Origin of the sequence: Maridesulfovibrio sp. FT414 (assembly GCF_050916235.1) — a bacterium.
Classification (GTDB): Bacteria; Desulfobacterota; Desulfovibrionia; order Desulfovibrionales; family Desulfovibrionaceae; genus Maridesulfovibrio.
The window spans coordinates 3,188,632-3,212,000 of record NZ_CP104854.1; the positions used below are offsets into that span (position 1 = coordinate 3,188,632).

At 51.5% G+C, this 23,369-nt stretch carries 25 protein-coding genes and 5 tRNA genes; 19 read left to right on the forward strand and 11 right to left on the reverse strand.

Going from position 1 to position 23,369, the window contains the following annotated elements; genetic code table 11:
• Positions 1–2: 2 nt before the first annotated feature.
• The 6 genes from N7E73_RS14085 to flgB all read right to left on the reverse strand — a co-directional run bounded on the left by N7E73_RS14085 (position 3) and on the right by flgB (position 5,123).
• Entirely contained in the window at positions 3–743 is a 741-nt protein-coding gene (locus N7E73_RS14085; protein ID WP_432735517.1) for a FliH/SctL family protein, read from the reverse strand.
• Positions 730–1,731, reverse strand: a complete 1,002-nt coding sequence (fliG, locus tag N7E73_RS14090) for a flagellar motor switch protein FliG (protein ID WP_432735518.1) — start codon at positions 1,729–1,731, stop codon at positions 730–732. Before fliG ends, N7E73_RS14085 begins: the two co-directional genes overlap by 14 nt.
• A gap of 1 nt (position 1,732) precedes the next feature.
• Entirely contained in the window at positions 1,733–3,337 is a 1,605-nt protein-coding gene (gene fliF, locus N7E73_RS14095) for a flagellar basal-body MS-ring/collar protein FliF (protein ID WP_432735519.1), read from the reverse strand.
• A gap of 566 nt (positions 3,338–3,903) precedes the next feature.
• Positions 3,904–4,230, reverse strand: coding sequence for a flagellar hook-basal body complex protein FliE (fliE, locus tag N7E73_RS14100; protein WP_432735520.1), 327 nt, complete (start codon positions 4,228–4,230; stop codon positions 3,904–3,906).
• Positions 4,231–4,272: 42 nt separating this feature from the next.
• A complete protein-coding gene (gene flgC / locus N7E73_RS14105; protein ID WP_432735521.1) occupies positions 4,273–4,713 on the reverse strand; it encodes a flagellar basal body rod protein FlgC in 441 nt (146 codons plus the stop codon).
• A complete protein-coding gene (gene flgB, locus N7E73_RS14110; protein ID WP_432735522.1) occupies positions 4,713–5,123 on the reverse strand; it encodes a flagellar basal body rod protein FlgB in 411 nt (136 codons plus the stop codon). The genes flgC and flgB overlap by 1 nt, the downstream gene beginning before the upstream one ends.
• Positions 5,124–5,437: 314 nt before the next feature.
• Here flgB and N7E73_RS14115 point away from each other — a divergent pair, with 314 nt between their 5' ends.
• The 5 genes from N7E73_RS14115 to N7E73_RS14135 all read left to right on the forward strand — a co-directional run bounded on the left by N7E73_RS14115 (position 5,438) and on the right by N7E73_RS14135 (position 9,071).
• Positions 5,438–5,992 carry a tetratricopeptide repeat protein gene (locus tag N7E73_RS14115; protein WP_432735523.1) on the forward strand — a complete coding sequence of 185 codons (555 nt, stop codon included), beginning with the start codon at positions 5,438–5,440 and terminating at the stop codon, positions 5,990–5,992.
• A 180-nt stretch (positions 5,993–6,172) separates the two neighbouring features.
• The gene (locus tag N7E73_RS14120) at positions 6,173–6,772 is read left to right on the forward strand and encodes an IMP cyclohydrolase (RefSeq protein ID WP_432735525.1); all 600 of its coding nucleotides are present in this window, start codon (positions 6,173–6,175) and stop codon (positions 6,770–6,772) included.
• An 83-nt stretch (positions 6,773–6,855) separates the two neighbouring features.
• Positions 6,856–8,487 carry a GTPase HflX gene (gene hflX, locus N7E73_RS14125; RefSeq protein ID WP_432738873.1) on the forward strand — a complete coding sequence of 544 codons (1,632 nt, stop codon included), beginning with the start codon at positions 6,856–6,858 and terminating at the stop codon, positions 8,485–8,487.
• A 121-nt stretch (positions 8,488–8,608) separates the two neighbouring features.
• Entirely contained in the window at positions 8,609–8,827 is a 219-nt protein-coding gene (infA, locus tag N7E73_RS14130; protein ID WP_432735527.1) for a translation initiation factor IF-1, read from the forward strand.
• 34 nt (positions 8,828–8,861) lie between these two features.
• The gene (locus N7E73_RS14135; protein WP_432735529.1) at positions 8,862–9,071 is read left to right on the forward strand and encodes a cold-shock protein; all 210 of its coding nucleotides are present in this window, start codon (positions 8,862–8,864) and stop codon (positions 9,069–9,071) included.
• A gap of 101 nt (positions 9,072–9,172) precedes the next feature.
• On the opposite strand, the gene N7E73_RS14140 is transcribed toward N7E73_RS14135, so the two are convergent.
• Both N7E73_RS14140 and N7E73_RS14145 read right to left on the reverse strand, forming a co-directional pair.
• Positions 9,173–9,499 carry a hypothetical protein gene (locus tag N7E73_RS14140; protein ID WP_432735532.1) on the reverse strand — a complete coding sequence of 109 codons (327 nt, stop codon included), beginning with the start codon at positions 9,497–9,499 and terminating at the stop codon, positions 9,173–9,175.
• Positions 9,500–9,659: 160 nt separating this feature from the next.
• Positions 9,660–10,619 carry a chemotaxis protein gene (locus N7E73_RS14145; protein ID WP_432735535.1) on the reverse strand — a complete coding sequence of 320 codons (960 nt, stop codon included), beginning with the start codon at positions 10,617–10,619 and terminating at the stop codon, positions 9,660–9,662.
• A 178-nt stretch (positions 10,620–10,797) separates the two neighbouring features.
• Between N7E73_RS14145 and N7E73_RS14150 the strand changes: the two genes are divergently transcribed.
• The 5 genes from N7E73_RS14150 (at position 10,798) to N7E73_RS14170 (ending at position 16,256) form a co-directional block, all read left to right on the forward strand.
• Positions 10,798–11,163 carry a response regulator gene (locus N7E73_RS14150; protein WP_432735537.1) on the forward strand — a complete coding sequence of 122 codons (366 nt, stop codon included), beginning with the start codon at positions 10,798–10,800 and terminating at the stop codon, positions 11,161–11,163.
• 303 nt (positions 11,164–11,466) lie between these two features.
• Complete coding sequence (gene hypD / locus N7E73_RS14155) at positions 11,467–12,561, forward strand: hydrogenase formation protein HypD (protein ID WP_432735539.1); 1,095 nt, start codon at positions 11,467–11,469, stop codon at positions 12,559–12,561.
• Between the two features lie 2 nt (positions 12,562–12,563).
• Positions 12,564–13,571, forward strand: coding sequence for a hydrogenase expression/formation protein HypE (gene hypE, locus N7E73_RS14160; RefSeq protein ID WP_432735541.1), 1,008 nt, complete (start codon positions 12,564–12,566; stop codon positions 13,569–13,571).
• 116 nt (positions 13,572–13,687) lie between these two features.
• Positions 13,688–14,926, forward strand: coding sequence for an EAL domain-containing protein (locus tag N7E73_RS14165; protein WP_432735542.1), 1,239 nt, complete (start codon positions 13,688–13,690; stop codon positions 14,924–14,926).
• A gap of 85 nt (positions 14,927–15,011) precedes the next feature.
• A complete protein-coding gene (locus tag N7E73_RS14170; RefSeq protein ID WP_432735544.1) occupies positions 15,012–16,256 on the forward strand; it encodes an EAL domain-containing protein in 1,245 nt (414 codons plus the stop codon).
• Here the strand turns inward: N7E73_RS14170 and N7E73_RS14175 are convergent.
• The 3 genes from N7E73_RS14175 to N7E73_RS14185 all read right to left on the reverse strand — a co-directional run bounded on the left by N7E73_RS14175 (position 16,248) and on the right by N7E73_RS14185 (position 20,203).
• The gene (locus N7E73_RS14175) at positions 16,248–18,017 is read right to left on the reverse strand and encodes a chloride channel protein (RefSeq protein WP_432735546.1); all 1,770 of its coding nucleotides are present in this window, start codon (positions 18,015–18,017) and stop codon (positions 16,248–16,250) included. The genes N7E73_RS14170 and N7E73_RS14175 overlap by 9 nt on opposite strands.
• A gap of 19 nt (positions 18,018–18,036) precedes the next feature.
• On the reverse strand, positions 18,037–18,984 hold the full coding sequence (locus N7E73_RS14180) for a chemotaxis protein (protein WP_432735548.1): 948 nt from the start codon (positions 18,982–18,984) through the stop codon (positions 18,037–18,039).
• A gap of 247 nt (positions 18,985–19,231) precedes the next feature.
• Complete coding sequence (locus tag N7E73_RS14185) at positions 19,232–20,203, reverse strand: tRNA dihydrouridine synthase (RefSeq protein WP_432735550.1); 972 nt, start codon at positions 20,201–20,203, stop codon at positions 19,232–19,234.
• 301 nt (positions 20,204–20,504) lie between these two features.
• Here N7E73_RS14185 and N7E73_RS14190 point away from each other — a divergent pair.
• The 9 genes from N7E73_RS14190 to nusG all read left to right on the forward strand — a co-directional run bounded on the left by N7E73_RS14190 (position 20,505) and on the right by nusG (position 23,314).
• Positions 20,505–20,580, forward strand: a tRNA-Thr gene (locus tag N7E73_RS14190).
• A gap of 21 nt (positions 20,581–20,601) precedes the next feature.
• Positions 20,602–20,686: transfer RNA gene (locus tag N7E73_RS14195), tRNA-Tyr, on the forward strand.
• Positions 20,687–20,746: 60 nt separating this feature from the next.
• Positions 20,747–20,822, forward strand: a tRNA-Gly gene (locus N7E73_RS14200).
• 41 nt (positions 20,823–20,863) lie between these two features.
• Positions 20,864–20,939: transfer RNA gene (locus tag N7E73_RS14205), tRNA-Thr, on the forward strand.
• A 75-nt stretch (positions 20,940–21,014) separates the two neighbouring features.
• On the forward strand, positions 21,015–22,208 hold the full coding sequence (tuf, locus tag N7E73_RS14210) for an elongation factor Tu (RefSeq protein ID WP_432735553.1): 1,194 nt from the start codon (positions 21,015–21,017) through the stop codon (positions 22,206–22,208).
• A 3-nt stretch (positions 22,209–22,211) separates the two neighbouring features.
• Positions 22,212–22,361, forward strand: a complete 150-nt coding sequence (rpmG, locus tag N7E73_RS14215) for a 50S ribosomal protein L33 (protein ID WP_432735555.1) — start codon at positions 22,212–22,214, stop codon at positions 22,359–22,361.
• A gap of 15 nt (positions 22,362–22,376) precedes the next feature.
• A tRNA-Trp gene (locus N7E73_RS14220) sits at positions 22,377–22,453 on the forward strand.
• A 20-nt stretch (positions 22,454–22,473) separates the two neighbouring features.
• Positions 22,474–22,728 carry a preprotein translocase subunit SecE gene (gene secE, locus N7E73_RS14225; RefSeq protein ID WP_432735557.1) on the forward strand — a complete coding sequence of 85 codons (255 nt, stop codon included), beginning with the start codon at positions 22,474–22,476 and terminating at the stop codon, positions 22,726–22,728.
• A gap of 25 nt (positions 22,729–22,753) precedes the next feature.
• Positions 22,754–23,314, forward strand: coding sequence for a transcription termination/antitermination protein NusG (gene nusG / locus N7E73_RS14230; protein WP_432735559.1), 561 nt, complete (start codon positions 22,754–22,756; stop codon positions 23,312–23,314).
• The last annotated feature ends 55 nt before the right edge of the window (positions 23,315–23,369 follow it).

The window sequence follows — 23,369 nt, forward strand, 5'->3', positions numbered from 1 at the left end:
GGTTATTCTCCGGTAGTGCCTGTGAGCTGGGCGAGTATGTCCTGTACCCCTTCCCAGCGGGAGGTGACTGTGTTGTCGATGACCGCGTCCTCGGCCTCTACAATGACACCGCCGTTGTCAATCGACGGATCTGCTTTTATACGCCATTTTTCGAGTTCGGGATGTTCGTTCCGCGCATATTCCAGCAGTTGTCCGATGATCTCGGCATCCGCCGGTGAGATTCTTATTACCAGCTGGGTCATGGAATCGATGCGGGCGAGGGCTTCATCCAGAAGTGCGTACAGGATTTCCTGTCTGCGGGAGTCCATTTCCACTGCCAGCGTTTTTTCGATGACCATGAAGACCAGCTGAACCGCATCAGTGGTCTGGGCCAGCACGATGTTGCGGGCCTGCTGCTGAATGGCGCTCAGGGTCTGGGTGAGGTTCCGGCTGAAGCCGATCATGTGCTGTTCAGCTTCCTGTGCGGCCTGCTGCTGTCCTGCTGCATAGCCCTCAGCCTGTGCGTTGGCGCGGATGGTTTCCGCCTCTATCATGGCCTTGGCGATGATCTCCTTGGCCATGTTCTGGGCTTTGGCCTTCACGCGCTCAAAGTATTCTTTGTCCGTGTCTTCGTTCCAGGTCGGCTTCTTCTTGCCTTCCATTTCCTGTATAGTCATCTCCTGGGTCTTGTTATTGGAATCAAGACCCATGATGACTCTACCGGTGAAGAACTTGCCGTTGTTTTCGGTCTTAGACAAAGACATCTCCCGATCCTCTGCTGATCATGATCCGTCCCTCATCTTCGAGGCGGCGGATGTTCTTTACTATGTTCTGCTGGGCAGCTTCCACGTCGGAGAGCTTTACGGGGCCCATGATTTCCAGGTCTTCGCGGATCATATTGGATGCACGCTCGGACATGTTCTTGAAGAAGAGTTCCTGCAGGTCGTCGGATGCTCCCTTGAGAGCGGTAGTGAGCTCTTCGTTGGAAATCTCTTTGAGCAGCTCGCGGATGGCGCGGTCGTCGAGTCCCTTGATGTCTTCGAATACGAACATAAGGTTCCTGATTTCTTCGGCCATCTGGGTGGATTCCTCTTCGATCTCGGAAAGAACCTCCTCTTCGGTGGAGCGGTCCACAGCGTTGAGGATTTCCGCGACAGCCGGGACGCCGCCCACTTTCTTGCCTTCCTTGCCGCCCATGGCGATGAGCTGGCTCTGCAGTACCCGGTCCACTTCCATGAGCATTTCTTCCGCGACCGCTTCCAGTCGGGCCAGTCTCATGAGAACTTCGGCCCTTACGCCGCCGGGCAGGTTGGAAATGAGATCAGCTGCCTTGTCCGGATGCAGGTGCCCGATGATGAGGGCCAGAGTCTGGGGATGTTCGTTCCTGAGAATCTGGGCCAGAATCTTGGGACTGACGTTCTGGAGTTCCTGAAAGGGAGCCGGTCCGCTTTCAAGGTCAAGTTTGTCCAGAATGTATTTTGCCGTTTCCTCGTCAAGTGACTTGCTGAGCAGCCGTTTGACCTGATCGGCTCCGCCCATGAGGAGTTCTGCTCCGTAGGCGAGAGTTTCGTTGAACTCCTTGAGTACTTCCAGAACCTGCTCCTTGGGGACGGAATCCATCTCAAGCATTGCTCTGGACACATCTGCAATTTCCTGACGGGTCATGCGCTTGAAAGATTCGGCCGTGAACTTGTCCCCGAGGGCAAGAAGTACGATGGCTGTTTTCTGATTCCCGGTGAACGGCGTTGACAATTTATGCTGCCTCCTGCTTCAGCCAGCTCTTGAGTACCTGCACGGCCTGGTCCATATTCTTTTCTGAGAGTTGCAGGGCCTGAGCTTTGGCGTTCTCAAGCTTACGTGCCGTATCAAGAGCCTCTTCGTCAAGATCACTTTCATCAAGGGCGAGTCTGTCTCCTGCCTGCGGCAGTCCTGCGACCTCTTCAATTTCTTCTTCAGCCACACGAGGCTTGATCAGAGCCATGACCACGGGGCGTACAACCAGGATCAGGAAGAGGAAGATAAGCAGGCCGTTGAGGAAGGGCTTGCCGAGGCGCTGAGCGTATTCCAGCATGGTGCGCATGAGACCTTCATCTCCGAAGAGGTCCTGCATGCCGAAGGACATGTTGGAAACTTCAAGTGAGTCACCGCGTACTTCGTCGTAGCCCACTGCGTTGCGGACCAGTTCGCGGATGCGTTGCATTTCTTCTTCAGAACGGGGCACGTAGGTCACTTCGCCGGTGTCAGGATTCTTTTCATAGGTTCCGTCGACAATGACTGCCACGCTTATTCTGCGGACTTCACCCACAGGAACTATGATCTGCTGTTCTTCCTTGTTGATTTCGTAGTTGGTGGTGCGTGTTTCACGGTTAGTGTCCTGAGTGGTGGCCGTGCCGGTGAATCCGTCACCGCGGAAGTTGGCCTCGGGTACTCCGCCGTCTACGTTGGCGGTACCGCGGGTGGTCTCCTCACTGGTCTGTTCGGAACGGGCCACCTGTCCGTTGGGGTCGAAGGTTTCCTGCTTGATGGTGCGCTGTCTGAAATCCAGCTCGGCGTTGACCTTGGCGATAACCTTGTCAGGCCCGACTATGGGAGTAAGCAGGCGCTGGATGCGCTGTTCAATCTTGGACTCAATTCCACTCTTGTATTCAAGCTGACTGTTGGAGACGTTCAATCCCAGACCGCCGTCATCTTCCGGCTGATAGAGGACCTGTCCGCGCATATCGGTGATGGTCACCGCAGATGGCTTCAGGCCTTCAACTGACATGACAACGAGGTTGAGAACGCCCTTGATCTGCTGGTCGCTGAGCTTCTCGCCTTCCTTGAGCTTGAGTACTACTGATGCTGAAGGATTGGCCTGTTCTTCTATGAAGAGTGACTTGGCCGGAAGTACGAGGTGAACACGAGCTCTTTCGACCTGCGGAAATTCGCTTATGGTTCTGGCCAGCTCACCTTGAAGGGCACGCTGGTAGTTGATGCGCTGGATGAAGTCGGTCTGGCCGATCTGAACTTCGTCGAAAATTTCATAACCGATGCCCTGTCCGTGAAGTGCTCCTTCCCCGGCAATTTTCAGACGCAGGTCGTAAACCTTGTCAGCAGGGACCAGGATGGTGGAGCCGTTGTCCTGAATCTTGTAGGGCTCCTTGGTGGACTGCAGGATGGAGACGACGCGTGAAGCGTCTTCTGCATAGAGTTTTGTATAAAGTACCCGGTATTCAGTCTGGTTTAGCCAGAAGACCATCAATATAAATGCGATTACGACGGTGGCCGCCAGACCTCCGATGAGAATTCTCTGGGAGACAGTGCGGTCGGACCAGAAACCTCTGAATTTATCCAGATACTCGGCGATAATATTGGGCATGGTAAAACTCCTGACGATTTTTCATATTGAAAAAGCAATATGCGGTCCAAGTCAATTAAATTAATTTGTTTTGACTACTTACGGTGCATTTTGTTCGAAATGAAAGAGCGGCATGAGCCGGGTGACAAAAAAATGATCTGGAGTAGCAAGGCTGTGGGGGTGGGATTGTCAAATAATTGCACGCTCCTTTGACACAGCACTGGCGTGCCGGGTCAAAGGAGAAAACGAAGGTGTTGTTATTTTCGTAAAAGCAGTCCGGTCGGGCCGGTCGTTACTTTTCTGTATGCTGACAACCCGGTGATAACTGTATGGCTGGTTCAGGTTCAGCCGTGGTACGGAAGTATGACGGCTGAAGGGAGTCAGATTTATGTTTTGCAAGGTCAGCCGAAGCTGCCGGTTAATTCAGACCTAGCCTGGCAGCCCGTTGAAACAATCAAAAACACAGGCTGTTCAAAAATGGTGAGATGCTAGGCACGAAAAAAGTTCAAGGCCGAAGCGTACTTCCGGTACGTGAGGATTTGAATTTTTTGAAGCAACGACGCAGATCGCCGTTTTTCAACAGCCTGCTAGAAAGGCATTTTGAGGACTTCCTGATACGCGGTCATAACCTTGGAGCGTACGGTGGAGGTCATGGTCATGGCAACGCTTGCCTTCTGCAGGGAGATCATGAGTTCGTGGACATTCTGGTTCTTGCCGGAAGCGAAATCCTCGATCATGGCTCTCTTTTCGGTCTGCAGGTCGTTTACTCCCTTGAGAGAATTGGTCAGTGTTTCGGAGAAGGAATTAGGTTCGGCCTTGTCCATGTTCATGGTCTTGTCGAACTTCTTCTCGAACTGCTGCTGGGTCTTCAGGGCATTTGTGTATGCCTGCATTGCTACGTTTCTGATGGCCATTTTGATTCTCCTTGCAGATGTGCTGTCGGTTAATTGTCAGCCTTAGCTCATGCCGATGCGCAGTGCGCGGTTGAACATGTTTTTGGCTGATTCCACAGCCTGTGCGTTGGCCTCGTATGATTTGCTGATGGTGATCATGTTGACCATCTCTTCAACAACGTTGATGTCCGGATAACGCACGATCCCTTTGGAGTCCGCATCTGGGTGGTTGGGTTCGTATACTTCCTTGAAGGGGCGGGTGTCGTTGACGATACCCCTTACGGTTACACCCCGAAGCTGCTTGTTCATTTCCTGGTTCATTACCGAGTCAAAGGGAGAGAGCAGGGGGCTTGATTCCATGGCAACACTTTTGCGGCGGTAGGGTCCGCCTTCTGCGGTGCGTGTTGTCCTGGAGTTCGCCATGTTCATGGACACGACGTTCAGATACTCTCTCTGTGCCTTGAGGCCAGACGCTCCGATATCAAGTGCTGTCATGAAGTTCATTATCTAGCTCCGCTCTGGATTACTTTTTCCATTCCCTGGAAGTTCTTGGCGATTACCTGGGTAAGGGCGTTGTACTGCATGCTGTTCTTGGCCATGGTTACCATTTCCTTATCCATGTCCACCGCATCCTCACCGTGAACCACGCGTGGTTCAAAGTTGGAAAGAACCTTCCCGTCAAATTTGCCTGCATTGAATGCGGCGGGGATGTGCATCTGGCTGGTCTTGGTCATTTTGCCCTTGGCATCCAGTCCGAGGGCTTTTTGCAGTTCCCCTTCGAATTCGAGCCGCTTTTCCTTGTAGCCGGGGGTGTTGACGTTTGCCAGGTTGGAGGAGACGAGATTCTGACGCTGAAGCCTGAGGTCCAGAACCTTGGCTGTCAAATCGATGTGGCTCCCAAAAAGTCCTTTCATGTATTTATCCTCCTGCAAAAATTTCCCGGTACGTTCATGGTCGGAAAATTGTGTACTTTTGTTGGTGCCTGTTGATTAGCAAATGATGTGCCATGAGAGTAACATGCTGTTTTTATGAGAATTAAAGACGTAAACGTGGTGTGAATAGATAAACGGTGTCGGAAAACGGGCAGGGGATTGTGCTCGTTATTTATGATGTATGGCGAAGATGGTGTGGTTTGGCACGCAGGTTGCATTTGTTTTGGCAGGCCAATCATGGCCGAACAAAAATGCCGCCGGCAAGGGACGGTGGTAAATATTTACCGGAGGGGATTATGAGTCACCTGGATTACGAAATTAACAAGGAATTGGGCGAATGTTACCTTTTCATGGGTGAACTGGATAAGGCTGAAGATTACTACAAGAAGGCCGCCGGCTCCAACGGTGTGCATCCCGATCCCTATATCGGGCTTGCAACCATCGCGGTTCAACGGGGAGAGTATGATGCTGCCATGACCCTGTACCAGAAGGCACACTCTGTGGAAGTAACCGACAAGAGTTATGCCGGAATGGGTCTGATCCAGATGGAAACCGCCAGAAAGGAAGAAGCTTTCGCGAATTTTGCCGAGGCACTGAATCTCAACCCTGGAAACATGGTTGCCCTGTTCGGAATCATCCGTATCGGCCATGAGGCTGACAAGGTTGCCGAGGCTGCTCCTTTCCTGGAAAGATTCCTTGAAGCTGATCCTGAAAAGCACGAAGTCCGTTACTCCCTTGCAGGTCTTTACATCTGCATGGATCAGAAGGATAAGGCTGTGGAACAGCTTGAAATGATTCTTGAAATGGATCCCGCTAATGCTGCGGCAAAGGAACTGCTGGAACAGATCTAGCTCACGGTTCCACTACATAAAGCCGACTCCCCTCCCGGTTGGTCCCGTTCCTGAATGGTCAGGAACGGGAGCCGACTCCGGAAAAAGGTTGATTCCGGGGAGAAACGGGCTTGCGGACGCTTGCAATTGGCGAGCAAATCCGGCACAACTCCACAAAAAACTTCATTCGGGAGATGTGCTATGGATATGTTGCCTATCAAACGCGGGATTTTGAGTGTTACCGATAAATCCGGCCTTGCTGAGTTCGCCTCCGAACTGGTCGGCTATGGTGTTGAACTTATCAGCACCGGCGGCACCAGGAAAATGCTTCTTGATGCCGGCCTTGATGTTAAATCCGTCAGCGATGTGACAGGATTCCCTGAAATTATGGGAGGCCGTGTCAAGACACTGCACCCGCACGTGCATGGCGGACTGCTCGCGGACAAGGACAACCCGGAACACCTGTCGACTCTTGAGAAACATGGAATCAAGACGATCGATATGGTTTGCGTCAACCTGTACAATTTTGCCAAGGCTGTAAGCGAAGGGCAGGACCTGAGGAACGCCGTCGAGCAGATCGACATCGGCGGACCTACAATGCTGCGTGCTTCGGCCAAGAATTTTCATTCTGTTCTGGTTGTCCCGAGCCCGGTTCACTATCCACGCATCCTCGAAGATATGAAAAAGAACGACGGATGTGTATCCCTGGGCTTGAGAAAAGATCTTGCCGCGGAAACATTCGCACTGGTATCCGAATACGATTCCATGATCGCCAAATATCTGGCGGATCACGACGCTTAAGCTTTTTCGGCGGATGGTCAAATTTATGACTGTCCGCCTTAATAGTTTGGAATCTTTGAAATATATATAAAGGAAGAACTGCCATAGCTCTCAAAGCCAAAGGAAACACTCAGGGTCTCAAACCGAGCGAACTCAAGCGGGTCAACCGGCTTGCGGATCGTCGTTACAGTGACCCCTGCGGTTTTTCGAATGAACAGGCCAGGGAACTTACTTTCCTGAGCCGGGAAATCGGTCGTCAGATCGGTCTGCTTGTCAATCGGCAGGGCAGGCCGGAAATGATCCTTGTCGGCGATCCGGGGTCCATCTATATTCCAGAACTGCCCAGAGCGCGTCAGTCCGAAGGGCGTCTCCGGGGCCTTCGTCTCCTTCATACCCATATTTCCGGGGAACACCTGTCCGAGGAAGACCTCATGGACATGGTATTCCTGCGTCTGGACAGTGTCACCGTTCTGACCTGCGATCAGCAGGGCGAGCCGGATTCTGTTCAGTATGCCTACCTTCTCCCTCCCGGAGCCGGTGAAAAACCATATGAACAACTGCCGCCGGTACGCTGGGATCGTGCCGAGATAGACCTTCCGGCCCAGATTCGTGCCCTTGAGGATGAATTCCGCAGGGCGGACCGGACCAGAGACACCTCGGACAAGCGCGAACGGGCGATAATGGTGAGTGTTTCGCCGGATTCCAAGTCCGCACAGGAAAGATCTCTTGACGAACTCGCGGATCTGGCCGATACCGCCGGTCTGAAAGTCGAAGGACGTCTTGTGCAGCGCATCAGGCAGGTCAACCCCAAGTTCATTATGGGTAAAGGCAAGCTTGCCGAGCTGGAAGTTCTGGCACTGCAGGCCGATGCCGAGGTTATTCTTTTCGACCAGGAATTATCTGCCGCACAGATGCGCAACCTGGCCAGGCTCACCGAGCGCAAGATACTGGACCGTACCCAGCTCATACTCGACATTTTTGCCCAGCATGCCACAACAAAAGCCGGCAAGCTGCAGGTGGAAATGGCCCAGCTCAAGTACACCATGCCGCGCCTTGTAGGTAAGAACCGGGCGATGTCCCGGCTCATGGGCGGCATCGGCGGACGCGGTCCGGGTGAAACCAAGCTTGAAATAGATCGCCGTCGTATCAAGGACAAGCTTACCAAGCTCGGTGATGAGCTTAAGAAGGTCAGCAGGCAGCGGGGTTTTACCCGCGAGCAGCGCGCCAGTGCCGGGGTTCCGGTTGTATCGTTGGTCGGGTATACCAATGCGGGGAAATCAACCCTGCTGAATACCCTTACCAACAGCGGAGTTCTTGCCGAGGATAAACTTTTCGCCACGCTGGATCCCACTAGCAGGCGTATCCGGTTTCCCCGTGAGCAGGAGCTCATCCTTACCGATACGGTAGGGTTCATACGCCATCTTCCCAAGGAGCTGAAGGAAGCTTTCCGCGCCACCCTTGAGGAACTTGAAGCTGCGGATGTTCTGCTGCACGTCTGTGATGCCTCGCATCCGGAGGTTGAGGAGCACATAACCGCAGTAAACAGAATTCTTGAGGATATGGAGCTGCATGAAGTCGTTCAGATCCTGGTTCTCAACAAATGGGATCGCCTTGACGAGGAACAGCGCGAACTGATGAAAAACAGTTACCCGCAGGGCATTCCAGCCAGTGCAGTGGAGCGCAGATCGCTCAATACACTGGTGGACGCAATCATGGACGCGCTTGATAAACTGTAATTTGGACTAATGTAATTAATTTTCCATCTTGCCTTACAGACTGTAAATTTGTACAAAAATCAGAGGAAAAGTCTGTAATGCTATAGCTGCCGCAGACATATGGAGGCAGACGGAGGAAACCATGGCCAAGGAAGATGCCATTGAGGTGGAAGGCGTAGTGCAGGAAGCCCTGCCGAACGCCATGTTTCGTGTCGAGCTTGAAAACGGACACGTTATTCTGGGACATATTTCCGGTAAAATGCGTAAGCATTATATCCGCATCCTGCCCGGGGATAAGGTAAAGGTTGAATTGTCGCCTTATGACCTGACCCGTGGTCGCATCACTTTCCGCATGAAGTAACTTCAGCTGAAGCCGGCTGAATGCCGGGGGATTTATGAGTTCTAAAGGAGTTGTCAGCTGGTTTAATGATATCAAAGGATTCGGTTTTATCGTTGATGAAACCGGGCGGGATATTTACGTGCACTATTCTGAAGTAATTCGAGACGGATTCAAGACCCTTAATGTCGGAGAGAAAGTCGTCTTTGAGATCCTTGACGAGAACACTGCTCCCAAAGCTGCAGATGTGCGGGTCATAAATTATTGAATTGTGCCTTAAGTCAGGTAACATTTCCAAGGCCGCATGGAGTTGTCCTCCATGCGGCCAATTTTTTAGCAAAAGTCTGGAACGAACAGGGCTTCCAAAGGCTATCTCTGGCCGTCTTCGTTCTTGGTGGGCTCTAGCACTGCGTCCACATTGACCAGTCGTTCCGTAAGTTTATTGTCGTTGATCTCATAGCGGGTCAGGGCCCATTCCACGTGGTCTATGAAATCGACCTTGGCCCACCCTTCGGGCGGGAGCCTTTTTACCAGCTCTTCAAGGAAATCTTCTATATCAATATAATGTCCTTCATAATCGACATTTAGAACTTTGTCTTTGTAGACGATCTTTTCAAAGGGGAGTTTCAGTTCGATGTCCCTGAAATCCTGCTCGGACAGTCCGTGGACATCGCCGTACACTCTCACGTCTTCCATAAGTTATTTTTCCTCCGTAAACAGAAGTTGCACTAACCCGCAGGAATTCCTTGCGGGAAAATAATATCTTGGTCCGGTATGAAAACTATGTCGGCTTTTCGATCAGTGCAAGAAAAAACGGCCCATATGGAATACGGGCCGTTTTTCTTTACCGGTCGGGTCAGTACGGTCGGACCCGTTTTTTTGCTTCTATAAGCCTGATGGCTTTTTCAGGAAGCAGGTGCAGGTCCGGTTTGGAAATCTGCTCGTCTGCACCGACTGATTCGCCCTTGTGGCGCAGTTCCTTGGTAATGATTGAGGAGTAGAGGATTATCGGCAGGTTTTTCAGAACATCATCTTCCCTGATCCACTTGGTCAGGCTGAATCCGTCCATCTGAGGCATTTCAATGTCAGAAATAACGATCTCAATATAGTCGGTAATAGGACGACCTTCCTGCTGGGATGCCAGCTTGGCCTGCTTGAGGGCTTTCTGTGCTTCCTCGCCGTTGTGAACGATGGAATGACGGAAGTTGGCTTTATCAAGGCTCTGTTCAAGCATGGCCCGGATTGTCGGGGAGTCGTCGCATACCAGTGCCGCGTAAGCCTCCGTTGCAACCATTGTCGGTTCACCAAGGTTTCCGCCCAGTGTCGGGTCAAGGTCGGCAAGGATAGATTCAAGGTCGAGCAGTTGGATGAATCTGTCCTCGCGCTCGACAATGCCGACAATGCAGCTGTCGTCAAAACTGCTCATGAATTTATCAGGGGAAAGAACCTGCTGCCAGCCAACTCGGTGAATCTCGGTCACGCCGCTGACCTGAAATCCGGAAACGGTCTGGCTGAACTCAGTTACTATCACTATATCGTATTTGTGCGGTTTGCGTTCCATACCGAGCCAGACAGCCAGGTCCAGGACAGGCAGGATGTGGTTGCGTAGTGGAATGGTTCCCATAAAACACGGATGTTCTGCTGATTCAGGATGAGTCAGCTGCGGGCTTTCGATTACCTGCATTACCTTGGCAACATTGACCCCGAAGTGGCAGCGTGCCTCCGGACCGTCTTCAGATTCGGGAATATCGATAAAAAATTCCAGAATCTCCAGTTCGTTGGTCCCGGTCTCGAGTAGAATTTCATTTTTAGCCATGACAGAGGCTCCTGACTGTGATTAACTCATTTATAGATCTTCTATCTTATTCCGGTAAATTACTACAATCGAAAGAACAGGTCCATAAAATTTGGATTTAAAGCAGTTGTTGTTATTACTTTACAATTTTGATTTGATAGGTTTATTTTATGTAGAAATGAAAGAAGGCAGGTCTTGCATGAATAAAATACTGATTGCTGAAGATGATAAGATTTCGCAGAAGCTCGCCGCTAGATTTGTGACGGATATGGGCCTGATCCCATTTGTAAGCCCGCATGGAAAACATGCCTATGAAGCCTTGAAAGCCGAGAACAAGTTTGATGTTTTAGTGACGGATATAATGATGCCTGAGATGGATGGGCGCCAGCTGGTCCAGACTCTGCGGGGGGATTCCCAGTTCATGAATCTGCCCATCGTGATTATGTCCGCTGTTGTGGGTGTTTCGGATATTTCCAATCTACTGGCTTTGGGAGCCACATATTTCCTGCCCAAACCCATCGATAAGGCTGAGTTTGAGGAGGTTATCAGACGCTGCCTGAAGTAGTGGTATTACTGGTTTTCATTCAGCATAGGTGCCCACTTGTTTTTTCTGCTCCGCCCTTGAAAGGCGGGGCTTTTTTTGGTCCTGCGAAAATATTGGGCGCTCATGGGTTGTTAGCTTGCGGGAATGCGTATAATGAGAACAAAAGCTGTCTGAAAATAAGGTTATATTCTGGTTGAATACCATCTGGTTTTCGAGCTTTGGCCGATATCCGGCTGCAGGATGGGGGGTGCTTTCATCCGGCTCCGGAGAAGTTTTTTGAGGTTGGAAGGTTGTTAAGGGAAACGTTAACTCTGGGGGTGCGGTTTGACGCTTGAGATTCTGGAAAAATTCAAGGATCCTGAACTATGCAGGGAACTGCTGGGACGGTTGCGGGAGGAACTGGATGGCGAGATTCGGTTCATGGAGGTGTGCGGGACGCATACCGTTGCTATTTTCCGCAGCGGTCTTCATTCGGTTCTGCCTGCGGAAGTCATTCACTTGAGCGGTCCCGGATGCCCGGTATGTGTGACACATGAGTCCGAGGTAAATTCTTTCATCGATCTCGCGGGCAAGGATAATGTCATTATCGCCACTTTCGGCGACCTGATCAAGGTGCCCGGTGATAAGGGACACTGTCTCAAGAACGCGCAGGCCGACGGGGCGCGGGTGGAAATCATCTACTCTCCTTTTGATGCTCTGGAGATTGCACGCAAGAATCCTGACAGCACTGTGGTTTTTCTGGGGGTAGGCTTTGAAACTACAGCCCCGACCATCGCCGGAACCGTGCTTATGGCCAAGCAGGAAGGGCTGAAGAATTTCAAGGTGCTTTCATTTCACAAACTGGTCCCGCCTGCTCTGGATGTGCTCATTTCCGATCCTGAAACGCGTATTGACGGCTTCATCCTTCCCGGACACGTCTCAACCGTAATCGGGATACATCCCTACGATTTTATTGGTGAGAAATACGGCAAGCCTGCTGTTGTAACCGGATTTGACCCCGTTGATATTCTGCAGGCCCTGCTGTTCATGATCCGCTCTTCCAAAGAGGACAGACCCGCCACGGTGAACCAGTATACCCGTGGGGTTTCTGAGTTCGGAAACCCCAAGGCGGTTGAGATAATGTATCAGGTCTTTGAAACTTCCGATGCGCTCTGGCGTGGTATCGGCAGGATTCCGGCCAGCGGACTTGAGTTCCGCGAAGAGTTTGCGGAGTTTGACGCCAAGCGTATTTTCGACCTCAAGATCGGTGAATGCCCGCCGCTTCCCGGCTGTAAATGCGGGGATGTGCTCAAGGGCAAGATGACTCCTGAACAGTGTCCCCTGTTCGGCAAGGCCTGTAATCCGGCCAAGCCTGTCGGTCCGTGCATGGTTTCAACTGAAGGCAGCTGTGCCGCTTACTTCAAATACAAAGTAGATTAGTTATGTCCACAGATAAGGTTTTACTCGATTACGGCTCCGGGGGAAGGGCTTCCCAGCGGCTTATTTCCGAACTTTTTCTCAAACATTTCGCAAACCCCGAACTTGACCGGCTCAATGATGCAGCCTGCCTGCAGCTTAACGGCAGAATTTCCATGAGCACTGACAGTTTCACTGTTGACCCCATATTTTTTCCCGGAGGAGATATCGGTTCACTGGCGGTACACGGAACAGTCAACGATGTTGCTATGCTGGGCGCCATTCCCCGTTACATGACCTGTGCATATATTATAGAAGAGGGGCTGCCCATGGCCGACCTTGAAAGAATTGTCGCGTCCATGGGCGAGGCCTGCCGTCACGCCGGGGTGAGCATTGTCACCGGGGATACCAAGGTTGTTCCGCGCGGCATGGTTGACAAGATTTTCATCAACACCACCGGAGTGGGTGAAATTATAGTCGACCCGGCTCCGAGCGGAGACCGTGCCGCTGTCGGAGACGCCGTGCTGGTCAGCGGCACCATGGGCGATCACGGGCTGACCATTCTTGGAACCCGTGAGGGTCTTTCCCTTGAGTCCAATGTGAAGAGCGACAGTGCGGCACTCAACCATCTGCTGGTGAAGCTTGTGCGCGAAGTTCCGGAAGTGCACGTGCTGCGCGATCCTACCCGCGGCGGGCTTGCAACAACCCTGAACGAGATCTCATCCAGTTCCAATGTGTGCTGCGAACTTGAGGAGTCAAAAATACCGGTCAAACCGGAAGTTGCCGGGGGATGCTCTTTCCTCGGTCTTGATCCTCTTTACCTTGCCAACGAAGGAAAATTCCTTTGTATCCTGCCGCAGGAGCACGCCCAGCAGGCCCTTGAAATAATGCGGGCTGACGAACTCGGTCGCGATGCCTGTCAGGTGGGAACCATAACAGATGCCAATCCGGGCAAGGTTGTGCTGGTCACGCCGCTTGGAGGCAGAAGGCTTCTGAACATGCTTGAAGGTGAGCAGCTTCCCAGAATCTGCTGACATAAGTTTATTACGGAGTTGATTCGGCCCTGTCCCGCTTGCGGGATGGGGCCGAATTTTTTGGTGTATTTTAATAATAAACATGTGTTACGCTGAAATAAGAATGGGAGGCTGTATTGATCAAGGAATTGAAAGAGTGCATAGCGGCCGTGAAGCAGGTCATTTCTGAGCAGGGTGTCGCGGTATATTTTCAGCCGGTAATATCTCTCGAAAGCAGGGGCATTGTCGGGTTTGAGGCCTTTGCCCGCGGAGTGGACGAGCTGGGAAATACCGTCGCGGATGCGTCGTGCCTTTTCAATGAAAGTCTGCCACCGCAGGCCCGGCGCAGGGTTGAACAGCTCTGCCTGTCCAAAAGCCTGCAGTCCTACCGTTCCATTTCCGAAAAATATCCCACCATGCTTTTGCTTCTCAATGTGAATCTGGCCCTGTTCAGCGATGATCTTTATGAGGGGATGGACTTTGAAAGCCTGTTCACCCCGTTTGAGTACAATCCTCGGCAGGTGGTTCTGGAATTTGATTCCGAACAGCTTCAGAAAAAAGTTCCCATGGAGCTTATCAGAAAGCTTCAGAAACAGGGATACAGAATTTCAGTGGATAACGTTGATGCCGGTCTTGCCTGCAAGGAACGGATGTTGAGAATAAGGCCTGACTTTGCAAAGCTGGATCGGAGCCTCTATGCCGGAATTGAGAATTCGGGCTATATAAAAAGAATGGCTGCATCTGCAGCTATGGTTATAGAGCAGGTCGGGGCGATTCCGGTGGCTAAAGGAGTTGAGTCGGAAGCCGAATCATTTGCTCTGGCTGAGACCGGTTTTTGTCTTCAGCAGGGATATTTTTTTTCAGACAAGGCAGAGGAAGGCGGAAATTTTGCGGACAAGGTCGCCAGAGTCCATTTTCATTACCGGGAAAATCGTCTTGCCAGTGTGAATGATGCCCAGAAAACATTTCGGGAAATGCACTTGATCCTCAAAAGTGCCATATCAAGGTTGCAGTCCGAAGATCCGTCCATGATGAACGGAGTGCTTGATGATCTTGTGAAACGCAGTCCGGAGCTTGTTTCCGCTTTTATTCTCAGTGATTCCGGTAAGCAGGTCAGCAAAACGGTTGTGGGCAAATCGGGGGATCGTGTGGGTGTAAGAATAAAGCCTGCCGCAGTAGGCAGTGACCACAGTTGCGAGGAGTATTTCATGTACCTGAATGCCGGACTGGAAAAGTGTGCCGGTTATCTCGGTGCAACTCCATTCTGCCGTCAGGATGCGAGGTATCTTGCCGGATATTTTTACAGGGATAATGCCAGAAAGGGTCTGATTCTGGTTTTGCAGTATGTGGACAAATTGTTGGGTGAGAATTCCTGAGGGTTGTACGATTTGGTAAGGCCTGGTCGGGTGAAAGTCTGCAGGGAACAGTGCGGACATATAAATAATCCGGGAGGAGTCGGATGTGGACGAGAAACTTAGGGAGTGCATAGAAGCAGTCAGCCGGGTCGTCACCGAAGAAGGGATAGCGGTATATTATCAGGCGCTTATTTCTTTGGAATCTAAAGGCGTTGTCGGGTTTGAGGCTTTTTCACGCGGGGTGGACCGGGAAGGCAACACTGTTGCCGGTCCGGGGTATCTGTTCAACGAACTGCTGCCACTTAAGGCGCAGCAGAGGGTTGAGATGCTCTGCCTCAAGAAAAGTCTGGAATCATTCCTGCCAATAAATGAAAGCTATCCGGAAATGCTGCTGTTTCTTAATGTGAACAGCACGGTCTACAACTCCGAGAAACAGGCTGGACCAAGTCCGGCCGACACAGTGAACGAATTCAGCCTTAACCCGAGAATTGTGGTCTTCGAATTTGATGTGTCTCAACTGAAAAAATCCGTTCCGCTTAAACTCATACGGTCTTTGCAGAAGCAGGGGTTTCGTATTTCCATGGACAATATCGATGGCAGCATGCAGTGCCGGGAGCTGTTGCTGCGGGTTAAACCGGATTTCGCAAAGCTTGGGAGGAAACTTTACGACGAAGTTGAGCGCTCCAGATACAAGTTCGATCTGGTAAAGGGAGCTGCCCTCTGCCTCAAGGAGGTAGAAGCGCTTGCTATTGTCAAAGGAGTTGAATCCGAAGCTGAGGCTATTGCCCTTGCTGAAGCCGGGGTGGTGCTGCAGCAGGGCTATTTTTACAGTGAAAACGGTGGGGAAGGGGAGAAATCAGAGTCTTTTCAGGATAAGGTGGCCCGTATAAACAGCCTTTATCGTGGTTATCTGTCCAAGAAAAAACGCGGGGCACAGGAAAGATTCAGGAATTTTCATCAGGTCCTCAAGGCGGGTATGACTAAACTGCAGCAGGATGACTCCGGATCGGCAAACTGGTTTATCGAAGATCTGGCAAAGAAAACACCTGGGCTTGTGTCCATTTTTGTTCTCAACAGTGCCGGGAAGCAGGTAACCAAGAGGGTTCTCGGTCAGGATGCGGATTTCATCGGTAAATACATCGAGGCCTCCGCTGAAGGAAGTGATCATAGTCATGAGGATTATTACATGCAGCTCAATTCCGGCTTTGAAAAGGCCGCCGGATGCCGGGCCGTAAGTGCTTTTTCAAGACACAGGGTCTGCTATATGGCCGGCTTTTTCTATCAGGGAGGCCGGCGAGGGGCTATTCTGGTGATAGAATATCTCGACAGCAATATTAAGAAATCAGATTGATGAGGATAGAATTCTGTTCTTGTAGCGGTTTTCGCGGAAAATTTTGAATGCCTCGCGTGATTTGATTATCCCGCAGACCTTGTTGTCCTCTCCGATAACAGGCAGGAAGGAAACTCCCGTTTTCTCAAAGACCATAAGTGCTTCTTTCAGGTTTGAATCACTGGCAATCGACACGATTGTTCTGGTCATAAGCGAATCCACCACTGGCGGAAATCCTCCGATTTCCCTGTCTCCTTTAAGCCATCCACGCATATCACGCAGGGTCAGTATGCCGACGGCCCTTGAATCATCGTCAAGGACCGGAAAGTGGGGAAACGGTGAATCCGTGACCATGGCTGCGGCCTTGTTCAGGCTGTCAGCTTCACGTAGAAAGTCGAAATCAGTTTCCATAACTTCGATCACCGGCACATTCACCAGAACAGATTCATCATGGCCGCGCAGGATGTTTACTCCCTGCCGCAGCAGTTTTGCCTCGTACGCAGAGTATCCTTTGAGCAGGCGTACGACCAGTGCGCTGGTGATGCATCCGACCATCATCGGAAGGATTATCTTGTAAGAGTAGGTGAGTTCAAAAACGGTAAGCACCGCAGTGATCGGTGCCAGGGTTGTTCCGGCCACCACGGTTCCCATACCCACGAGAGCGTACTGCCCGTGGGTCAGAGCCAGTTGTGGAAAGAACATGTTGATGGTCGAGCTGACCGAGATGCCGAGTGTTGCTCCCAGAACCAGTGAGGGGGCAAAGATTCCGCCGCTCATGCCGGAGCCGATGCACAGCGAGGTGGCGATCATTTTGGCCAGCAGCAGGATAATTGCCAGTTCCAGAGGGAGCACCCCGTCAAGTCCCATGTCCACGGTTTCGTAGCCAACGCCCATGGCTCCCGGAATGTAAAGACCGATCAGCCCCAGCAGCAGCCCGCCGATTCCGGGTTTTATCCAGTCCTGAACCGGGACACGGTCGAAAATATCTTCCATGATTCTGATAAGGTGCACGAATGCAAGGGAAACCAGTCCGGACAGGATGCCAAGGATGAAAAAAATCAGCAGTTCCTCAAAGTTGTTGAAAATGAATTTGGGAGCGTCGAAGGTCGGGAAATCTCCCCAGAAAACTTTGGACAGGGCAGAAGCGGTTACGGAAGAAACGATTATGTGACTCACATAGGACATCTCGGTGTCCAGCAGCAGGATTTCAATGGCGAACAGTGTTCCGGTCAGAGGCGCGTTGAAGGTTGCCGCGATTCCGGCAGCAGCTCCGGAGGCCACGCAGACCGGGAGCATTGAGCGGTCCAGCCTGAAGAGTCGTGCAGCTGAGGAGCCGAGAGACGCCCCGATCTGGACGACCGGACCTTCGCGGCCTACAGATGCTCCGCAGCCGATGAGCAGGCTGGTGACAAGTGCTTTCAGAAAAGTGATGCGGTGGCGAATTACACCGCCACGTACGGCGATGGCTTTTATTACTTCCGGAACTCCGGGCCCGCGCGCTTCCGGGGCCCATTTGTTGATAACCACTCCTGCCGCAAGCCCTCCCAGGCAGGGAAGGAGCAGGACAAGCCACCACGGTGAATCGCTGACCCGGTCAAGAAACGAGCTGCCCGCAGGCCAGAAGGAGTTCTGGAAAAGCTGGATCATCCAGCGGAAGAAAAAAGCACCCATAGCTGCGGCCACACCGATGGCAACCGAGAAGAACATGAGCAATACATATTGAACCCGCGGATTGATGGCGGGTTCAACGTGCTTCTGCGGACTTGGATCAGGTGCGGCCATGAGTGCCAGGACCTGCCGGTTATCTTTCGATCAGTGCTATAGCCCGCTGGGCCAGTTCGGTTACTTCCGGTTTGGAGATCTGATCGTCGGCACCGACGGATTCGCCCTTGTGGCGGAGTTTGTCGGTGATGATGGACGAGAAAAGGATTACCGGCAACTGCCGCAGAACCTCGTCGGCCTTGATGCGCACAGTAAGGTTGTGGCCGTCCATAACCGGCATCTCAATATCGGAGATGACAACGTTGACGTAGTCAGTGATGGGCTTCTCTTCCTCGATGGAGAGGCGTTTGAGCGCAAGGAGCTTTTCAAAACATTCACGACCGGTCTTGGCCATTTCCACGGCAAACTTTGCTCTGGTCATGGTCTCGTGGAGCATTTCCCGGATAAGGGTGGAGTCATCGGCGATGATGGCCTTGTAACCGGAATGGGTGCCCCAGTCGATGCTGTCGTCAAGCTTCAGGCCCAGTTGCGGGTTGAGCTCGGCAACAATTTTTTCGAGGTCGAGAATAAGGGATATGCGGTCCTCAAATTTGACCACGCCGGTAATGGAGTCTTCTGACAGTGTAGAGACGTAGGTAGAGGGAGCTTCAACTTTTTCCCAGCTTATGCGGTGGATTCTGGTAACCCCGGAAACAAGGAAAGCGGAGCAGACATTGTTGAATTCGGTTACAATGACCTTCGGAGGTTCGAGCTCTACACGGGGCTTTTTCAGCCAGTGGCTCAGGTCTACAAGGGGAATGACTTTATTGCGCAGATTGAAGGTTCCCATGATTGCGGGATGGGCCACCTGGGGAAGTTTGGTCACCCTCTCCGGCATCCTGATTATTTCAAGCACCTTGGCAACGTTGACTCCGTAGAACCCGCGATAACTGCTTTCTCCTTCCTCACGGGGTTCCTCTTCAAGCCAGAACTCAACTATTTCCAATTCATTGGTGCCTGCTTCAAGTAAAATGTCGGTCTGGGCCATAAGTATCTCCGTAAGTGTCAGTAAAGAATATTCGGTTTCTTAGATTATATTAAGCCTTAATGGAGCTTATCGTCAACAGGAGCTTAGAACTAAATAATCCTGTTGCAAATTATTTACACTGTGCTCAGCATGATTTTTTAAATCACAGTCGGTTGGGTCAACGGAATCTCATCAAACGGTTGCACTCTGCCGGTCAGGGATTCGCCCGAGTTAGATTGGGGGCAGGGCCGGATGGACCGTTAAAATCTCAGCATCTGTCCATGGTCAGCGTGGAAACTGTGCGGGCAGCTTCAAGCAGCTCATCCCAGTTGCTGCACTGGGTCAGGCCTGTTCTGATGGCACGGATGCCGTCCATTCCCTTGGCATAGCGGGGCAGAATGGAGCGGATCTTGCGGAAAGAACTGTTGCTCCCGTCGAATTCTCTGGTCATGAGAATATGTTCTTCCATCGTCTTCCCAAGGTCGAAAGGAGGCAGGTCAGCGCATGAAGGGTCATCAAGAAGTTTCAGGTAGCGCGAGAAGATGGCTGGATCATAAAGGGCTCCTCTGGCAAACATGATTCCGTCTATGCCGGTCTGTCTGATACATTCAACTGCGTCTTCAGCAGTGAAAAGATCTCCGCTGCCGATAACTGGAATGGAAATATTCTGCTTGAGCACAGCAAGCTTGGACCAGTCGGCAGTCCCGGAAAACATCTGCTTGGCGTAGCGGGGATGCATGGTTATCCATGCAACACCGATGTCTTCAAGTCTTTTGGCTATTTCAAGATAGTTGTCTTCACCCACCATGAATCCGAGCCGGATCTTGACCCCGACCCTGCCTTCTCCTGCGGCATCGACCATAGCCTTGGCTGTGGCGACGAGACGATCCGGTTCAAGGTGAAGGGCGGAGCCTCCGCCGGTTTTGAGGACCTTTTTAACAGGACATCCCGAGTTCAAATCAAAAAAAGTGTAGCCCTCTTCGATCAGTTGGGGCATAGTGTTCGAATAATCCTGCGGTTCGCCGCCGAAAAGCTGCACAACTAAAGGGGTGTCCTCCTCGCAGGTGGTCAGAAGGGATTTAGTGCCTTTACCGTCATGTTTCAGGCCCTTTACACTGACCATTTCAGTGCAGGCAGCAGCGCAGCCGCGTCTGCGGCAGAGCATGCGGAAGGGGAGGTCTGAGTATCCGGCAAGGGGCGCCAGCCAGGGTTTATCGGGGCTTATGGGAAGTGATTTCATGGTTCGTCCTGAAATTCTTTACTGGATTCCGGCATTGGCCGGGGAATGACCAATTAAGTCCAATCCGGTCTAAAGTCAAAGCCTGCCTGCTTCAACAGTTAATCCGGAAACAGGTTACTTAAGAAAAAATGAAAAAGTTGAAAAAAGGTGTTGACTTGGAGGGCGGTTTCCGTTTAAACCCCGCTTCGTTGCTTCGGCGAATCAGGTGACTGAACGAAGTTTTCAGCAAGAAATGTTGAAATAGATTCAAAAAGTTCTTGCAAAGAGAAAACGAAAGCTGTACAACCATTCGCTCACAAGGGCTGGCGTAGCTCAATTGGTAGAGCAGCTGATTTGTAATCAGCCGGTTGCGGGTTCAAGTCCCATCGCCAGCTCCAGTGACAAACAAATATATAAGTGGTGGGGTTCCCGAGTGGCCAAAGGGAACAGACTGTAAATCTGTCGGCGACGCCTTCGGAGGTTCGAATCCTCCCCCCACCACCACTTTAGAAAATCGCGCTGTAGGAGGCAGGAAGGCCTGCTGTTAAACTACGGACATAGGGTGCGGGAATAGCTCAACGGCTAGAGCATCAGCCTTCCAAGCTGAGGGTTGCGGGTTCGAATCCCGTTTCCCGCTCCAACTTACTTACCCTAGTCCTTTCCTGCGCGTTTCATAAGGATGCCCACGTAGCTCAGTCGGTAGAGCACTTCCTTGGTAAGGAAGAGGTCACCGGTTCAAGTCCGGTCGTGGGCTCCATACATTTGTGTAGTATGACCTTAAACGCTAATTAAATCAGTAAACTAACTGAAAAAAAATTTAGGGGGATTTATCATGGGTAAGGCTAAATTCGAACGCGGAAAGCCTCATGTTAACATCGGTACCATCGGTCACATCGACCACGGTAAAACCACTCTGACCGCTGCTATCACCAAGATTGCTGCTCTCGCAGGCGGCGGTAAATTCGTAGCTTTCGATGAAATCGACAAGGCTCCCGAAGAAAAAGAACGCGGTATCACCATTGCTACCGCTCACGTAGAATACGAAACCGCTAACCGTCACTACGCACACGTAGACTGCCCCGGTCACGCTGACTACATCAAGAACATGATCACTGGTGCAGCTCAGATGGACGGCGCAATCCTCGTTGTTGCAGCTACCGACGGTCCTATGCCTCAGACCCGTGAGCACATCCTGCTCGCTCGTCAGGTTGGCGTTCCCGGAATCGTAGTATTCCTGAACAAGTGCGACATGGTTGACGACGAAGAACTGCTTGAACTCGTAGAAATGGAAGTTCGTGAACTTCTCTCCACCTACGAATTCCCCGGCGACGATCTTCCCGTTATCCAGGGTTCCGCTCTGAAAGCTCTCGAGTGCGATTCTGCTTCCGATCCCGCAGCAGCTCCCATTCTTGAACTCCTCGCAGCTTGTGACTCTTACATCGAAGAGCCCGAGCGCGACATCGATAAACCTTTCCTCATGCCCATCGAAGACGTATTCTCCATCTCCGGCCGCGGTACCGTTGTTACCGGTCGTGTTGAGCGTGGTGTAATCAAAGTCGGTGAAGAAGTTGAGATCGTTGGTATCCGCGAAACTGCAAAGACCACCTGTACCGGTGTCGAAATGTTCCGCAAGCTTCTTGACCAGGGTCAGGCTGGTGACAACGTAGGTATCCTCCTTCGCGGTATTAAGCGTGAAGAAGTTGAACGCGGCCAGGTTCTTGCTGCACCTAAGTCCATCAACCCCCACACCAAGTTCAAAGCTGAAGTATACGTTCTGTCCAAAGATGAAGGTGGACGTCACACTCCCTTCTTCTCCGGCTACCGTCCTCAGTTCTACTTCCGCACCACCGACATCACCGGTGTTGTAACTCTGGATGAAGGCGTTGAAATGGTTATGCCCGGCGATAACGCCACCTTCAACGTTGAAATGATCAACCCCATCGCTATGGATCCGGGTCTGCGCTTCGCTATCCGCGAAGGTGGCCGCACCGTAGGCGCAGGAGTTGTTACTGAGATTCTGGAGTAAGACATGCGTGTCAAAATTCAGATGCAGTGCACCGAGTGTAAGCGTCGTAACTATTCGACGATGAAGAACAAGAAGAATACTACCGGTCGTATCGAGCTGAAGAAGTACTGCCCTTTCGATAAGAAGCATACTCTTCACAGAGAAAACAAGTAGTTTCTATAAAAAAGCAGGCCAGTAGTTCCAACGGCTAGAACGCCGGTCTCCAAAACCGGATGCTGGGGGTTCGAATCCCTCCTGGCCTGCCACTTCATTTATGGGAATCAATATGGCCAAGAAAAAAATTAAAGGTGCGGGCGCTCAGCAGGCCAAGGCTGAACCGACTGGAATCGCCGCAAAGCTCAAAGAGTTTTCTGAATTCCTGGAACAGTCCAAGGTCGAGATCAAAAAGGTCGTGTGGCCTACTCAGAAGGAGACCATTCAGACCTGTACCGCCGTCTTGGTCCTTGTCGTAGTCATGTCGCTTTTTCTGGGTGTTGTAGATATGGGCCTCAGCAAACTTGTTGAAGCCATCCTGTCTTAACCGCCCATTAAAAAAGGAAAAGCCCATGAGCACAGACGCTGAAAAAACTCAGGGAAGGAAAGCCCGTTGGTACATTGTTCATACCTATTCAGGTTTTGAACAGCGGGTAGAGCAGACTGTCCGTGAGATGATGCGAACCGGTCAGGACAAAGGACTGATCGAAGAAGTAGTAGTCCCCACGGAAAAAGTTGTCGAGTTGGTGAAAGGGGAGAAGAGGACATCCACCCGGAAATTCTACCCGGGTTATGTCATGATCAAAATGATCATGGAAGATGAATCCTGGCATTTGATTCAGTCTATCCCTCGCGTTACCGGATTCATCGGTGGCAAAAACCGTCCGACTCCAATGCGTGACAGCGAAGCAGCCAAAATCCTGAGCCTGATGGAAGACCGTCAGGAACAGCCGAGACCGAAGTTCAACTTTGACCGTGGCGATGAAGTCAGGGTCATTGACGGACCTTTTAGCGGTTTCAACGGCGTTGTAGAAGATGTCAACTACGACAAAGGCAAGCTTCGGGTGTCAGTCTCCATTTTCGGCCGCCAGACCCCGGTGGAACTTGACTTTGTTCAGGTTACCAAAGGGTAGTCCTGACCGCACTGCTGCATATTCATTTCCGACGGTGAGTTTCCTCACTGGAATT